The 15,913-nt window shown below is 73.7% G+C and carries 11 protein-coding genes; 8 read left to right on the forward strand and 3 right to left on the reverse strand.

The features are described from left to right. The 3 genes from AB0953_RS24485 to AB0953_RS24495 all read left to right on the forward strand — a co-directional run bounded on the left by AB0953_RS24485 (window position 1) and on the right by AB0953_RS24495 (window position 5,039). A complete protein-coding gene (locus tag AB0953_RS24485) occupies window positions 1-555 on the forward strand; it encodes a GNAT family protein (RefSeq protein ID WP_366861689.1) in 555 nt (184 codons plus the stop codon). A gap of 1,179 nt (window positions 556-1,734) precedes the next feature. Then, window positions 1,735-1,902: a hypothetical protein gene (locus tag AB0953_RS24490; protein ID WP_366861690.1), complete on the forward strand. Its 168-nt coding sequence runs from the start codon at window positions 1,735-1,737 to the stop codon at window positions 1,900-1,902. An 80-nt stretch (window positions 1,903-1,982) separates the two neighbouring features. Next, entirely contained in the window at window positions 1,983-5,039 is a 3,057-nt protein-coding gene (locus AB0953_RS24495; protein ID WP_366861733.1) for an AAA family ATPase, read from the forward strand. On the opposite strand, the gene AB0953_RS24500 is transcribed toward AB0953_RS24495, so the two are convergent. The 3 genes from AB0953_RS24500 to AB0953_RS24510 form a co-directional block, all read right to left on the reverse strand. Beyond that, window positions 5,002-5,181, reverse strand: a complete 180-nt coding sequence (locus AB0953_RS24500) for a DUF6191 domain-containing protein (protein WP_362166640.1) — start codon at window positions 5,179-5,181, stop codon at window positions 5,002-5,004. The two genes, AB0953_RS24495 and AB0953_RS24500, sit on opposite strands and share 38 nt — an antisense overlap. Before the next feature lie 41 nt (window positions 5,182-5,222). Next, a complete protein-coding gene (locus AB0953_RS24505) occupies window positions 5,223-6,554 on the reverse strand; it encodes a PQQ-dependent sugar dehydrogenase (protein ID WP_366861691.1) in 1,332 nt (443 codons plus the stop codon). A gap of 123 nt (window positions 6,555-6,677) precedes the next feature. Further along, on the reverse strand, window positions 6,678-7,685 hold the full coding sequence (locus AB0953_RS24510; protein ID WP_366861734.1) for an aldo/keto reductase: 1,008 nt from the start codon (window positions 7,683-7,685) through the stop codon (window positions 6,678-6,680). A gap of 74 nt (window positions 7,686-7,759) precedes the next feature. On the opposite strand from AB0953_RS24510, the gene AB0953_RS24515 reads away from it, so the two are divergent. From AB0953_RS24515 to ilvC, 5 genes are all read left to right on the forward strand, one after another. Beyond that, entirely contained in the window at window positions 7,760-8,707 is a 948-nt protein-coding gene (locus AB0953_RS24515) for a 2-hydroxyacid dehydrogenase (RefSeq protein WP_366861692.1), read from the forward strand. A 374-nt stretch (window positions 8,708-9,081) separates the two neighbouring features. Further along, window positions 9,082-11,937, forward strand: coding sequence for an EAL domain-containing protein (locus tag AB0953_RS24520; protein ID WP_366861735.1), 2,856 nt, complete (start codon window positions 9,082-9,084; stop codon window positions 11,935-11,937). Window positions 11,938-12,141: 204 nt separating this feature from the next. Beyond that, window positions 12,142-14,028 carry an acetolactate synthase large subunit gene (locus AB0953_RS24525; RefSeq protein ID WP_366861693.1) on the forward strand — a complete coding sequence of 629 codons (1,887 nt, stop codon included), beginning with the start codon at window positions 12,142-12,144 and terminating at the stop codon, window positions 14,026-14,028. A gap of 31 nt (window positions 14,029-14,059) precedes the next feature. Next, window positions 14,060-14,584, forward strand: coding sequence for an acetolactate synthase small subunit (gene ilvN, locus AB0953_RS24530; RefSeq protein WP_114054307.1), 525 nt, complete (start codon window positions 14,060-14,062; stop codon window positions 14,582-14,584). Window positions 14,585-14,696: 112 nt separating this feature from the next. Beyond that, entirely contained in the window at window positions 14,697-15,698 is a 1,002-nt protein-coding gene (gene ilvC / locus AB0953_RS24535) for a ketol-acid reductoisomerase (RefSeq protein WP_366861694.1), read from the forward strand. Window positions 15,699-15,913 lie beyond the last annotated feature (215 nt).

The raw sequence follows: 15,913 nt of genomic DNA on the forward strand, positions 1-15,913 counted from the left end.
ATGTTCTCCATAGCCCTCGCCGACGACGCCCGGCTGTTCCCCCTGGAGCCCCGACACGCCGAGGAGTTCCTGACCCACATGGACCGGGGCCGGGAGTACATCGGACAGCACATCGTCCTGCCGGACGTGGTCACTGACCTGGAATCGGCACGCAGCTTCCTGTCCGCGTACGCGCAGAAGGCGGCCGCCGACGGCGGGCGCATCTACGGCATCCGGGTCGGCGGGACCCTCGTCGGCGGCGTCCTGTTCCGCACCTTCGATGCCGCGGGCGGCACCTGCGAGGTGGGCTGCTGGCTGGAGCCGGCGGCCGCCGGCCGGGGCCTGGTGACCAAGGCCTGCCGGATCCTGATCGACTGGGCCTTCCACGAGCGCGGCATGCACCGCGTCGAGTGGTACGCCTCCGCCGCCAACAAGCCGAGCCTCGCCGTCGCCGAGCGGCTCGGCATGACCCGTGAGGGCGTCCTGCGGCAGAACTACCTCCACCGCGGCGTCCGCCAGGACACCGAGGTCTGGTCCGTCCTCGCCCCCGAATGGCCCGCACCCCCGACCGCCTGACCCGGCCACACGGCGGCCACCGCCTGACCGCTCGGCCCCGCTGCACGGTGCCCGCCACTGCCCGACCCGCCGACGCGATCGCCGGGCGGCGGCCCCGCGCCCGCCGCCCGCGGCCGGCCGGGCCGCCCCCGGTGGCTGCCGCTTCCCCAGCTGCCGGGCGCGGTGCCAAGGCCGGGCCAGTGGCCGGAGCCGGGCGGGCCCAGGGGCCGCTGCGCGGAGCAGTCCCCTCCCCACCCCTTCCCGAAACCGGGGCTCCGCCCCGGCCCCCGGGGGGCGCCCCCTGGGGCTGCCCACCGGCCGGGCTGTGCGTGGCCCCGCGGGGGCTGTGCCGCGTTGCCCGGCGGGCTGTGCGTGGCCCCGCGGGGGCTGTGCCGCGTGGCCCGGCGGGCTGTGGTTCGCCACGCGAGGGGTGTGCCCCGTCACGGGCTGCGCACCGTCACCCGGGGCTGCGCGTCACGGGCTGCGCCCCGTCACCCGGGGCTGCGCCCCGCCCCCCGGGGCTGCGCCCCGCCCGCTGAGGCTGCGACGCCCCCTCACCCCACGGCTCGGTCCCGGTCCTGTGGGGCTCCGCGCCCCGCCCCCCCGGGGTCCGCCCCGCCTCCCTGGGGCTGCGCGCCGGCCTCCCTCTGGGGCTTCGCCCAGGCCCGTCGTGCGGTGCGCTCCCCACCCACGGGGCTGCGCCGCGTATGCGCTGCCCTGCACCCCGAGCCCGGTGCGGGGCGGGTCCCCGCACCCGCTGCCGGCTCCGCGCGGCTCCGGCGCGGGCACCCCGGGGCTGCGCTCCGGCGGTCCGGTGGGTGCGGGGGTGCGTCGCGGTTGCCTCCCGGTGCAGGTGCGGGCTGCCCCGTATCCCCATGGGGTTGCGACGCCGGCCCGTGGCGTGGAACGGGTCCGGGCGGAGCCCGGTTTCGGGAAGGGGCGGGCTGGGGGAACGGCTCCGCGCAGCGGCCCCCCACGGCCCCGGGGCGCGCTGTGGCCCGCCGCCCCGGCGGGTGGTCAAGGGCGCCTAGGGGGGCGTCCTAAGCACCTGCGGGCCGGGGCCCGTGTCACTGGGGGCCGGTCTAAGGACCCCCCGCCCGCACACATGCGGCATGCGCCCGATGTGGCCGTACCCCCTGGGGCGCGAGGCTGGGGGCACATCGGGCGAGGTGCCCGAGAAACACCACCGAGGAGAACGAGATGTTCGAGTACGAGCTGGCCACCCTCCGCCGCGCCGACCTCATCCGCGAGGCCGAGGAGTACCGCCTGGCCCGGGCCGCGAAGAAGGCGCACCGCCTCCTCACGCACAGCCAGGAACCCGAAGGGCCGGTGAGGCGCAGCCGCAGCTCCTTCACCCGCGCCGCCTGAATCGCGGCGCGAGCGGCGCGGACCGACGCGTGAGCGCGAGCGCACGGAATCCCGGTGCCGCCGACCAGGCCTCCTGTGCGATGCTCGGCGGCGTGGAGAGCAGATCTGTCAGCCCGGTGTTCGTCGGCCGAGCCGACGAACTGGCCGTACTCACCGACGCGCTGGCGCGCGCCGCCGGCGGGGAGCCGCAGGCGCTGCTCGTCGGGGGAGAGGCCGGAGTCGGCAAGACCCGCCTCACGGAGGAGTTCCTCGGCGAGGCCGCCCGGCGCGGTGCCGTGGTGGCCGTCGGCGGCTGCGTGGAGATCGGGGCGGAGGGGCTTCCCTTCGCCCCGTTCTCGACGGCCCTGCGCACCCTGCACCGGCTGCTCCCGCAGGAGTTGGCCGCCGCGGCCGCCGGCCAGGAGGACGAGCTGGCCCGCATCCTGCCCGAGCTCGGCGAGACCCCGCGCGGCCCCCACGACGAGGAGAGCACCGCCCGGCTCTTCGAACTGACGGTCCGGATGCTGGAGCGGCTCGCCGCCGACCGCACCGTCGTCCTGGTCCTGGAGGACCTGCACTGGGCCGACACCTCCACCCGGCACCTGCTGTCCTACCTCTTCCGCAGCCTCACCGGCGGCCGGCTCGTCCTCGTCGCCACCTACCGGGCCGACGACGTCCACCGCCGCCACCCGCTGCGCCCGCTCCTCGCGGAACTGGACCGGCTGCGCACCGTCCGGCGCATCGAACTGCCCCGCTTCAACCGGGCCGAGGTGCGCCGCCAGCTCGCCGGGATCCTCGCCGAGCAGCCCGACGAGGCCTTCGTGGACTCCGTCTTCGAGCGCTCCGACGGCAACGCCTTCTTCGTCGAGGAACTCGCCGCCTGCCGGGAGAGCGGCTGCCGCGCCGGGCTCACCGAGTCCCTCCGCGACCTGCTGCTGGTTCGCGTCGAGGTACTCCCCGAAGCCGCACAGCGCGTGGTCCGCATCGTCGCCGAGGGCGGCTCCACCGTCGAGTACCCGCTCCTGCGGGCCGTCGCAGGGCTCAGCGAGGACGAGCTGATCGAGGCGCTGCGGGCGGCGGTCGGCGCCAACATCCTCCTCGCCACCTCCGACGGCGACGGCTACCGCTTCCGCCACTCCCTCGTCCGCGAGGCCGTCAGCGACGACCTGCTCCCCGGCGAGCGCTCCCGCGTCAACCGCCGCTACGCCGAGGCCCTGGAGGCCGACGACACCCTCATCCGGGCCGGGGAGCGGACCATCCGCCTGGCCAGCTACTGGTACTACGCCCATGACACCGCCAAGGCCCTGCCCGCGGTGCTCGCCGCCTCGGTGGCCGCCCGCCGCCGGCACGCCTACTCGGAGCAGCTGCGGCTGCTGGACCGGGCGCTGGACCTGTGGGAGAGCGCGCCCGAAGAGGTGCGCCAGGGGCTGCGCCCCGCCGACTACACCGACGTGTACCCGCCCTGCGGCTGCGACCCGGCCACCACCCCGCTCCAGCGCCTCGACCTGCTCGCCGAGGCCGTCGTCGCCGCCCGCTTCGGCGGCGAACGCGAACGCGCCCTGAAGATCACCAAGACGGCGCTGCGCCTGCTCCAGGAGGACCAGGACCCGCTGCGGGCCGCCTGGTTCTGGACCGAGCGGTCGCGGCTGGTCTCCAGCCTGGCCCGCGGGGACGGCTGGGAGGAGCTCGCCAAGGCCCAGGAGCTCGTCAAGGGGCTGCCCCCGTCCCAGGTGCACGCCGAGGTCCTGGTCCGGGCCGCGACCTGGGGCATGCTGCACGACCCCGGCCCCGGCAACCTCGCCGCGGCCGAACGCGCCGTCGCCTACGCCCGCATGGTCGGGGCAGAGGAGATCGAGCTCAACGCCCGGATCACGGTGGGCTGCATGCTCACCGACGCCGGCGACCCCGAGCGCGGTTTCGCCGAGATGCACGCGGTCAAGGAGCGGGCCGCCGAACTCGGCCTCTTCATGCTGGTGGGCCGTGCTCACATCAACCTCTCCTCCCAACTGGAGAGCCTCGGCCGGTCCCTGGAGGCCGTGGACACCGCCGAACAGGGCGCCCGGCTGGTCAAGACCTCACGCCTGCTGGACAGCGAGGCATGGATCATGGGCAACATGGCCGAGAGCCTGTACGGCCTCGGCCGCTGGGACGAGGCCGCCGCGGCCGCCCGGCGCGCCCTGCAGGTGGGCCAGAGCGCGGCCCCCCGCGGAGCGGCCTCCGCACGGCTGGCCTACCTGGCCCTGGCCCGCGGCGAACTCGCCGAGGCCGCCGCCCAGCTCGCCGCCGCGATCGAGAACTTCGGCACCCACGACCCCCAACCCCAGCACCGCATACCCCTCTTCCGCCTCGCCGTCGGCGTGGCCGCCGGCGAAGGCCGCATCGCCGACGTCCGCACGGAGGTCGCCGCCGCCGTCGACCACGGATTCCCGCTCGGCCACCACCGCTACGCCTGGCCGCTGCTGCTCGCCGCGGCCTCCGCCGAGGCGGACTCCCGCGGCCTGCCGGCGGCCGACGCCGGCCGCGCCGCCGCCCTGGCCGTGCTGCGCGACGCCGCCGGGAGCCTCGTCACGCCGGTGCCGCTGTGGACCGCCCACGCCGAGTTCCTCCGCGCCGAGCTGCTGCGCGCCGAGGCACGGGACACCGTCGCCGACTGGGCCGCCGTGGAGGAGGCCGTCCGCCCGCTGGAGCGCCCCTACCTGCTGGCGCGCGCCCGCCACCGGCTCGCCGAGGCGCTGCTGGCCGCCGGCAAGGACCGGGAGCCCGCGGCCGCCCTGCTCCGCGACGCCCACGCCGCGGCCGAGCAGCTCGGCGCCCGCCGGCTGCGCGAGGACCTGGCCCTGCTGGCGCAGCGCGCCCGGCTCCCGCTCACCACCGCGGACGACCCCGCAGCCCTGCCCGCACCCGACACCGACCCGGCCGAGGCCCTGGGACTGACCAGCCGCGAGCGCGACGTCCTGCGCCTGGTCGCCGCCGGCCACAGCAACCGCCTGATCGCCGAGGAGCTCTTCATCTCCCCGAAGACGGCCAGCGTGCACGTGTCCAACATCCTGGCCAAGCTGGGCGTCGCAGGCCGCGGCGAAGCGGCCGCCCTCGCCCACCGGCTGCGGCTGTTCGGGCCCGTCACTCCTGCGGTGGGGGCTGCTCCTCGAGGCGTATGAGCACCTTGCCGGAGTCCAGGTCTATCGGACCCCGTCCCGGATCGCCGTCGCCGACGTCGGTCCGGGACAGCTCCAGCCGCTTGCGCTCCTCGTCGGTGTGCCTGCGCCCCGGGTTGAACAGCTCCTCGATCATGTTGAACACCGCGCCACCGCGCCTTCCGCCCCGCCCCGGGGCCGTCTCGGTCACCGCACCGTCAGGGTCAGGATCCGGTCGTCGCCCGGCTGCGGTGAGCCGCGGCCGTCGGTCTCGCTGGTGACCAGCAGCAGCTTGTCCCCGCCCAGCGCGACCACCGTGCGCAGCCGGCCGTACCGGCCCTGCAGGAAGGCCTCCGGCTCGGCCGCCGGCTTCGCCCCCGCGAGCGGGATCCGCCACAGCCGCTCTCCCTTGAGCGCGGCCATCCACACCGAGCCCTGGGCCCAGGCGATCCCGCTCGGCGACGCCTCGTCGGTCTTCCACACGGCCACCGGGTCGCGGTAGCCGGGTCTGCCGGCCGTGCCCTCGGCCTCGGGCCAGCCGTAGTTCCCGCCGGGCTCGATCAGGTTCAGCTCGTCCCAGGTGTGCTGGCCGAACTCGGCCGCCCACAGCCGCTTCTCGCCGTCCCAGGCGAGCCCCTGCACATTGCGGTGCCCGTACGAGTAGACGACCGAGTCCGGTTCCGGATTGCCGTGCGCCGGCTGCCCGTCGGGGGTCATCCGCAGGATCTTGCCGCCCAGTGACTTCCGGTCCTGGGCGAGCGCCGTGTTCCCCGTCTCGCCGGTTCCCGCGTACAGCATCCGGTCCGGGCCGAACGCGATCCGCCCGCCGTTGTGGATCACCCCCTTGGGGATGCCGCGCAGCACGGTGTCCGGGGCGCCCAGCTGCTGTCCCGGATCCCGGTGCTCGTCGTACCGCATCCGGGCGATCCGGTTGTCGGACTCGGTCGTGAAGTACGCGTACACCATCCGGTCCGAGGCGAACGAGGGCGACAGCGCCAGCCCCAGCAGCCCGCCCTCACCGCCCGGGTCCACCCCCGGCACCCTCCCGATCGGCGTCACCTGCCCGGTGGCGACCGCCACCCTGCTGATCGTGCCCCGGTCCCGCGAGCCGACCAGCAGGTCCCCGTCCGGCAGCGGGGCCACGCCCCACGGCGACTCGAGGCCGCGGGCGATCTCGCCCGTCACCTCCACGGACCCCTTGGCGGGCGGCGCCGGCGGCCCGGACGGCCGGGCGGACCCGGACGGGCCGCCCGGGGACGCCGCCGCACCGCTCTGCGCGGCGGGCGGCGAACCGCCCGACGCCGTACCCGGCGGCCCCGCCGGCCCGCACCCGGCCACCAGCAGGGCACCGCACCCGGCCAGCGCCACCGCAGCCAGCACCCCGCGCGACCGGGCGCCCGGCCACCCGTACGCCCCGCGACCGCCCGCACCCCTCACCGGCCCCGGCCCGAAGGACCGCCCCCGCACCGCCGGAACGCGCATCCGGCCCTGCCCGCGCACCTGCCGGTCCGCCTGCTCCCGCACCCGTCCCCGTCGCATCGCCCTGCTCCCCTCCGGTCCTGCGGTCGTCCCCGCGATCGGTGCCCTCCACCCGCTTCAACACCTGCCGCCGCACCCGAAGTTCCGCCACTCGTACACTCGATCGAGTGGTTGTGGCCCGGGTCAGTCCCAGGCCCCCACCGCCGCCGGCAGCTCCTCGATCTCCGCCAGGTCCTCCGGCGTCAGCCGCACCTGCACCGCCCCCGCGTTCTCCGCCGCCCAGCACGCCCGCCGGGCCCCCGGCACCGGCACCACCTGCGACCCCTGGGCCAGTACCCACGCCAGCGCCACCTGCGCCGCCGTCACCCGGGGACCGTGCCGCCGGGCCACCCGCCGCAGCCCCGCCACCAGCACCTGGTTCTGCGCCATCGACTCCGCCGTGAACCGCGGATGCCGGGCCCGCACGTCCTCCCACTCGAACCCCTCACCGGGCGTGAGCGTCCCGGTCAGGAACCCGCTGCCCAGCGGCATCGCCGCCAGGAACCCCACCCCGCGCGCCGCGCACCACGGCAGCAGCAGCCGCGCCGCCTCCGGCGACCACACCGACAGCTCCGCCTGCACCGCGCTCACCGGGAACACCTGCTGCACCCGCTCCAGATGGCGCAGGGTCGTGCCGTACCCCCCGTCCCCGCGCCGCCCCGCACCCGGCCCGGCGCCCGCGCCCAGCGCGCAGAACCCCAGCGCCCGCACCTTCCCGGCGGCCACCAGCTCCGCCATCGCCCCCCAGGTCTCCTCCACCGGGACCTCCGGGTCCACCCGGTGCAGCTGGTACAGGTCGATCACGTCCGTCCGCAGCCGCCGCAGCGAGGCGTCGCAGGCCCGCCGCAGGTACTCCGGCCGGCCGCAGGCCACCACGTGCTGCTCGCCCGCCCGCAGCCCGACCTTGGCCGACACGAACGCCTCGGCGCGCCGCTCCCGCAGCACCCGCCCCAGCAGCAGCTCGTTGGTGAACGGCCCGTACAGGTCCGCCGTGTCGAGCAGGTTCGCCCCCAGGTCCAGCGCCGTGTGCACCGCGGCCATCGCATCCTCGCCGCGCCGCCGCGAGGGCGCGTACGCCCAGCTCATCGGCATGCACCCGAGCCCGACGGCGCCCACCGACAGCGCCCCCGCCCCGATCGACCTGCGCTCCACCCGTGCGTCCCCCTCCACGTCAGGCCCTCAAACTAACGGGTTGATCAAGGATCCCTTGGCATAGCCTCGTGATCATGACTTCAAAGACCGCGGACGTCTGGCTCCCGTTCCCCGCCGGGGAGGTCGAGGGCCTCCCCGACTCCTTCCACTACCGCCACTGGGACGGCGAGGACGAGTTCCCCGCCGACCCGGCCGCCTGCGCCTTCTACGTCACCCCCTACATGAAGTCGCCCGAGGTCACGCTGCGCCCGCTGGCGGCCATGCCCGAAGTGGAGGTCGTCCAGACGCTCACCGCGGGCGTCGACCACGTCCTCGGCGGCCTCGACCTGCTGCGCCCCGGCGTCCGGCTGTGCAACGCCCGCGGCGTCCACGAGGCGAGCACCGCCGAGCTCGCGCTCACCCTCGTCCTGGCCTCGCTGCGCGGGATCCCCGGCATGGTCCGCGGCCAGGACCGCGAGCAGTGGCGGGGCGGGTTCTACGACGCCCTCGCGGACAAGTCCGTCCTCATCGTCGGCTACGGAGCCATCGGGGCAGCCGTCGAGGACCGGCTCGCGCCCTTCGAGTGCGCGCGGGTCGTGCGGGTCGCACGCTCGGCGCGCACCACCATGCGCGGCCCGGTCCACTCCCTCGCCGAACTGCCCCGCCTCCTGCCCGAAGCCGACGTGGTGATCCTCTCCACGCCGCTGACCGAGGACACGCGCGCCCTGGCCGGCGCGGACTTCCTCGCCCGCATGAAGGACGGCGCGCTCCTCGTGAACGTGGCGCGCGGCCCCGTCGTCGACACCGATGCCCTCCTCGCCGAGCTCCAGGCGGGCCGGCTGCGCGCCGCGCTCGACGTCACCGACCCCGAACCGCTGCCCGCCGGACACCCGCTGTGGCATGCTCCGCACGTGCTGATCACGCCTCACGTGGGGGGCAGCAGCAGTGCGTTCGCGCCACGCGCCAAGCGCCTGGTGGCCCGTCAGCTGGCCCGGTTCGCCGCCGGGGAACCCCTCGAGAACACCGTGCTGATCACCGACTGAGGCGCCGGCGCCCGCCCGCTCGGACAGCCGTCCGCACCGGAGTGAGCACCCTCCGCATCCGTCCGGATGCACTCAGTGGCAACAACTCCCCAGGTGGTCACGCAGAGTACAGCATCTATGTCCCTGAGTGACGAAAGTGGTGTATCGTCCGGAACAAGGGGCTGCGCCACGAACGTCTGGCGCTGGGGAGTGATCGGACACTTTGGGGGGCGACGGGCGATGCACGGCCAATGGACGAAGGATCCGATGCGGCACAGCCGCCGGAGGCGAGGATGGGGAGCGCCGGAACCAGCCAGCGAGGGGGACCGGTGAGTGCGCCGGGCGCGGCCCTGCTGACCCGGCCGCCCGTCTGCCAGGGCGGCAGGAGCCTGCTGATGCAGCTGTTCCTCGCCCTCGCCAGCGCCGGGTACGCCATCGGCGCCGCCTTAGGCTGGGGCTCCCAGGAGCTCGCCGAGGTCATGGGCGATTTCGGGCTCAGCGCCGCCGCGCTGCTCGCCGCCGTCTCCTGCTACTCGTACGCGCGGGCGATCGACAGCCGCGAGCGCCCGGCCTGGCTGCTGTTCGCCTTCTCCTCCCTCATGGCGGCCTGCGGCAACGCCATCTGGGGCTGGTACGAGGTGGTGCTCGGCGAGCCCCTGCCCAAGCCCTCCCTCGCCGACTTCGCCTTCCTCTGCTTCGCCCCGCCCGCCATCGTCGGCCTGCTCGTCCTCGCCAAACGCCCCGTCACCCGGGCCGGCTGGGTCTGCCTGGTCCTCGACTCCTGGCTGATCGGCGGCTCCCTGCTGACCCTGTCCTGGAGCCTGGCGCTGGCCAACGCCGCGCGGACCGCCCAGTCGGGCGCCCCCGGCAGCGTCCCACGCGCCGCCTTCTCCCTCGCCTACCCGCTGCTGGACATCGCGCTCGTCTCCATGGTGCTCGTCCTGCACTTCCGGCGCTCCGAGGTCAACCGCTCGGCCGTCAACACGGCCATCGCCGCGCTCGCCCTGACCGTGCTCAGCGACGCCCTGTTCACCTCGCCGCTGCTGAGCGCCGGCTACCAGTCCGGGCAGCTGCTCGACGCCGGCTGGTTCGCCGGCTCGCTGCTCCTCGCGTACGCACCCTGGGGCGCGCGGCGGCTGGCGGCAGGTCCCGGCGCCCCCGGCCGGCCCCCGGCCCCTGCCCACCCCGACCGGGCGGTCAGCCGCCCGATCACCGGGTCGCTGCCCGCGCTCACGCCGTACCTCGCCGCCGCGGTCTGCACCCTGGGGATCCTCTACAACGTGGTGGACGGCCGGAAGGTCGACCGGGTCGTCGTCTTCACCGGCTGCACCGTCGTCCTCGCCCTCGTCATCCGGCAGGGCATCATGCTCATCGACAACATCGCGCTCACCCAGGAGCTGGCGCAGAAGGAGAACCACTTCCGCTCCCTGGTCCAGGGCTCCAGCGACGTCATCATGATCGCCGCACCCACCGGGACCCTGCGCTACGTCAGCCCGGCCGCCGCCGGGGTCTACGGGCGGGAGGCCGAGGAGCTCGTCGGGACCGAGCTCGCCGCCCTGATCCACCCGCACGACCTGGGCCGGGTGGTCCACGAGGTGCGCCGCTTCCTCGCCGCGCCGCCCGCCGAGGAGCCGACCACCCGCATCGAGTGCCGCTTCAAGTCGGGCAGCGGCGAATGGCTGAACGTCGAGTCCACCGTCAACCGCCACCAGGGCGGTCTCATCCTCAACAGCCGCGACGTCACCGAACGGGTCCGCCTGCAGGCGCAGCTCCAGCACAGCGCCGAGCACGACCCGCTCACCGACCTGCCCAACCGCGCCCTGTTCACCCGCCGGGTGCGCCAGGCCCTGAGCGGCCGGCGCGCCGGGGACCACAGCACCGCCGTGCTCTTCATCGACCTCGACGGATTCAAGGCGGTCAACGACACCCTCGGCCACCAGGCCGGCGACGAGCTGCTGGTCGAGGCCGCGCGCCGGCTCCAGGACTCCGTCCGCGCCGGGGACACCGCCGCCCGCCTCGGAGGGGACGAGTTCGCGGCCCTCATCATCGGCGACGGCAGCCGCGACCGCAGCGCCCGCGAGTACCAGGTCCACGAGATCGCGGACCGGCTGCGCACCACCCTCTCCCGGCCGTACCGGATCGGCGGCAGCGAGGTCCGGGTCGCCGCCAGCATCGGCGTCGCCTTCGCCGACCCCGGCATCACCCCCTCGGACCTGATGCGCAATGCGGATCTCGCGATGTACCGGGCCAAGGCCGGCGGCAAGGACCGCGTCGAGCTGTACGCCCCCCAGATGCAGGCCGAGGTCGTGCGCCGGGCGGAGCTGACCGGCCGGCTGCGCAGCCCGCTGCACGACGGGAGGTTCGCCCTGCTGCACCAGCCCGTGGTCTCCCTGGAGACCGGGGAGGTCACGGCCGTGGCGGTCCAGCCCCGCTGGTGCTCGGCGCAGGGCATCCTGTTCACCCCCGCCGAATTCCTCCGGGTCTCCGCGTACGGAGAGGGCCCCGCGGCCGGGCAGCAGGCACCCCCGGGCCGCGCCGCGGGCCCGGCTGCGGGCCCCCTGTGGGCCGTGGAGCTCGGGAACCGGCTCCTGGAGGAGGCCGTCAGCCAGGCGGCCGAGCGGCACCGGGCCGGGCACGACGTACCGGTCGCTGTCCGGATCGGCGCCCGGCGCCTGCTGGAGCGGGCCGTACCCCCGGCCTCCGTGGAGGCCCTGCTCAAGCGCCACGGGCTGCCCCCCGGCTCGCTGATGATCGAGCTGGCCGACAGCGACCCGGGAGTCCCCTCCGAGGAGCTGGAGCGGCGCCTGGCCGCCCTGCGCCGGCTGGGCGTCCTGATCGCCCTCGACGGCTTCGGCGGCGGGGAGGCGGGCATCGGCGCCCTGCGCCGGCTCCCGGTGGACGTCCTGAAGCTGGACCGCGGCCTGGTCGAGGGCGTGGTGGAGTCCGCCCGCCTCCGCAAGATCACCGCCGGTCTCTTGCGCATTGCAAACGATCTGGGCATGCAGTCGGTCGCCGAGGGGGTGGACCTGCCCGAGCAGGCGATGGCCCTGCGCTCTATGGGGTGCACCCACGGCCAGGGGGCGGCGTTTTCCGGCCCGCTCGACGAATACAGGCTGCGGCGGGCGCTCGTGCGCGGTACGTTCCCAGTACCGGGCGGGGCGGTCCAGCCCGCCTTGGCCGGAGGTTCGTCCGGGGGCTCGATGGCCATCCCCAGAGGCTCACATAATGAGACGCCCGTCCCACCCACTTGACATCCCCCTCCCGCCGGAGGGAGGGTCAGTGCCATGCGCACCCGAATTCTCGTACTTGGAAAGCGCGTCGGCTGAAGTCGGGACCTCCATGTCCCCGCTCCGTGCACCCGACGCGCTCCCCTCGCTTGCCATCCGGCACGAGGGGTTTTTTGTTGCACTGGCACACCTTCGAAACCTCGTAAAACCCTCAGCTTCGAGAAGAGAATGCCGATGACCGAGCAGGCCTCCGGGGCCCAGCATCCGCAGCCGCGGCCCCGTTCCGGCGGACAGCAGCCCGCCGCAGTTGAGCACGTCACGGGTGCCCAGTCCCTCATCCGCTCTCTCGAAGAGGTGGGGTGCGACACCGTCTTCGGCATTCCGGGCGGAGCCATCCTCCCGGCGTACGACCCGATGATGGACAGCACCAAGGTGCGCCACATCCTGGTCCGGCACGAGCAGGGCGCCGGCCACGCCGCGACCGGCTACGCGCAGGCCACCGGGAAGGTGGGCGTCTGTATGGCCACCTCCGGCCCGGGCGCCACCAACCTGGTCACCCCGATCGCCGACGCGCACATGGACTCCGTGCCGCTCGTCGCCATCACCGGCCAGGTCTCCTCCAAGGCGATCGGCACCGACGCCTTCCAGGAGGCGGACATCGTCGGCATCACCATGCCGATCACCAAGCACAACTTCCTGGTCACCAAGGCCGAGGACATCCCCAAGACGATCGCCGAGGCGTTCCACATCGCCGCCACCGGCCGTCCGGGCCCGGTCCTGGTCGACATCGCCAAGGACGCCCTGCAGGCGAAGACCACCTTCTCGTGGCCGCCCGCCCTGGACCTCCCGGGCTACCGGCCGGTCACCAAGCCGCACGCCAAGCAGATCCGCGAGGCCGCCAAGCTCATCTGCGCGGCCAAGCGCCCCGTCCTGTACGTCGGCGGCGGCGTCATGAAGTCCGGCGCGACCGCCGAGCTGAAGGTGCTGGCCGAGCTGACCGGCGTCCCGGTCACCACCACCCTGATGGCCCTGGGCTCCTTCCCCGACAGCCACCCGCTGCACGTCGGCATGCCGGGCATGCACGGCGCGGTCACGGCCGTCACCGCCCTGCAGAAGTCGGACCTGCTGATCGCGCTCGGCACCCGCTTCGACGACCGCGTCACCGGCAAGCTCGACAGCTTCGCCCCGTACGCCAAGGTCATCCACGCGGACATCGACCCGGCCGAGATCGGCAAGAACCGCGAGGTCGACGTCCCGATCGTCGGCGACGCCCGCGAGGTCATCGCCGACCTGGTCCAGGCGATCCAGGCCGAGCACAACGACGGCAACGCCGGCGACTACTCCGCCTGGTGGAAGGACCTCAACCGCTGGCGCGACACCTACCCGCTCGGCTACGAGACCCCCGAGGACGGGATGCTCTCGCCGCAGCAGGTCATCCAGCGCATCGGCGAACTGGCCCCGGAGCACACCATCTTCGCGGCCGGCGTCGGCCAGCACCAGATGTGGGCCTCGCACTTCATCGACTACGAGGAGCCCCGCACCTGGCTCAACTCCGGCGGAGCCGGAACCATGGGCTACGCGGTCCCCGCCGCGATGGGCGCCAAGGTCGGCATGCCCGAGCGCGCCGTCTGGGCGATCGACGGCGACGGCTGCTTCCAGATGACCAACCAGGAGCTGGTCACCTGCGCGCTGAACAACATCCCGATCAAGGTCGCGATCATCAACAACGGCGCGCTGGGCATGGTCCGCCAGTGGCAGACCCTGTTCTACAACCAGCGGTACTCCAACACCGTCCTGCACGCCGACGAAACGGGCCACGACACGGTCGGCTCCCAGCTCGGCGAGTCCACCGCTCCCCGCAAGGGCACCCGCGTCCCGGACTTCGTCAAGCTGTCCGAGGCCATGGGGTGCGTGGCGCTGCGCTGCGAGGACCCCGCCGACCTGGACAAGGTCATCGCCGAGGCCAACGCGATCAACGACCGCACCGTCGTGATCGACTTCATCGTCCACGAGGACGCCATGGTGTGGCCGATGGTCGCCGCCGGCACCTCCAACGACGAGGTCATGGCAGCCCGGGGCGTCCGTCCCGACTTCGGCGACAGCGAAGACGACTGAGCCGGAAGAGCCGAGAGAGAGAACGCCTCACATGTCCAAGCACACGCTCTCCGTCCTGGTCGAGAACACGCCCGGCATCCTCGCCCGGATCGCCGCCCTGTTCTCCCGCCGCGGGTTCAACATCGACTCCCTCGCGGTCGGCGTCACCGAGCACCCCGACATCTCCCGCATCACCATCGTCGTGAACGTCGAGGACCTCCCGCTGGAGCAGGTGACCAAGCAGCTCAACAAGCTGGTCAACGTGCTCAAGATCGTCGAGCTGGAGCCCTCGAACGCCATCGAGCGCGAGCTCGTCCTGGTGAAGGTCCGCGCCGACAACGAGACCCGCTCACAGATCATCGAGATCGTCCAGCTGTTCCGCGCCAAGACGGTCGACGTCTCCCCGGAGGCCGTCACCATCGAGGCCACCGGCGGCGCCGACAAGCTCGGCGCCATGCTCAAGATGCTGGAGCCGTTCGGCATCAAGGAGCTCGTCCAGTCGGGCACGATCGCCATCGGGCGCGGCGGCCGGTCCATCACGGACCGCAGCCTGCGCGCGCTCGACCGCAGCGCCTGACCGCGCCGCGCGCCCGCGCCTCTTTGCCTCTCGCATCGCGAGACCACGAAACTTCGTCCACGTTCCCCGCCGTACGGTGGGAGCAACACCAGCGCACCAAGGAGATATCCCAGTGGCCGAGCTGTTCTACGAGAACGACGCCGACCTGTCCATCATCCAGGGCCGCAAGGTCGCGGTCATCGGCTACGGCAGCCAGGGCCACGCCCACGCGCTGTCGCTGCGTGACTCCGGCGTCGACGTCGTCGTCGGCCTGAAGGAGGGCTCGAAGTCCAAGGCCAAGGCCGAGGAGCAGGGCCTGAAGGTCGTCTCCGTGTCGGAGGCCGCCGCCTGGGCCAACGTCATCATGATCCTCACTCCGGACCCGCTGCAGGCCGAGATCTACGAGGAGTCCATCAAGGACCACCTGCAGGAGGGCGACGCGCTCTTCTTCGGCCACGGCTTCAACGTCCGCTACGGCTTCATCAAGCCCCCGGCCAACGTGGACGTCGCCCTCGTCGCCCCGAAGGGCCCGGGCCACCTGGTCCGCCGCCAGTACGAGGAGGGCCGCGGCGTCCCGTGCATCGCCGCCGTCGAGCAGGACTTCTCGGGCAACGCCTTCGCCCTGGCCCTGTCGTACGCGGCCGGCATCGGCGGCACCCGCGCCGGTGTCATCAAGACCACCTTCACCGAGGAGACCGAGACCGACCTGTTCGGTGAGCAGGCCGTCCTCTGCGGTGGCGCCTCCGCCCTGGTCAAGGCCGGTTTCGAGACCCTGACCGAGGCCGGCTACCAGCCGGAGATCGCGTACTTCGAGTGCCTGCACGAGCTGAAGCTCATCGTGGACCTCATGTACGAGGGCGGCCTGGAGAAGATGCGCTGGTCGGTCTCCGAGACCGCCGAGTGGGGCGACTACATCACCGGCCCCCGCATCATCACCGACGCCACCAAGGCCGAGATGAAGAAGGTCCTCGCCGAGATCCAGAGCGGCGAGTTCGCCAACACCTGGATGGCCGAGTACAAGGCCGGCCTGCCGAAGTACAACGAGTACAAGAAGGCCGACGAGGCCCACCTGCTGGAGACCACCGGCAAGAAGCTGCGCAAGCTGATGAGCTGGGTCGACAGCGAAGAGAGCTGATCGCCTCGCGGGGCCGGGACGCACCGTCCCGGCCCCGCGCCGCATCCCCGGCGAGCCGGAATACAGACGTCTCGTAGTACGGCTTGTCCACCCCGGCCAACCCCGGACGGGTGATCCTTCCGGACAGGCGGAATCCCGACCTCGATCCGCCACTACACTGCTGAACACAACGCGTCAGGCCCACAGTGTCGTGCGTCTTCCACGCGGCTACCCCC

Origin of the sequence: Streptomyces sp. NPDC046866 (genome assembly GCF_040704625.1) — a bacterium.
Classification (GTDB): domain Bacteria; phylum Actinomycetota; class Actinomycetes; order Streptomycetales; family Streptomycetaceae; genus Streptomyces.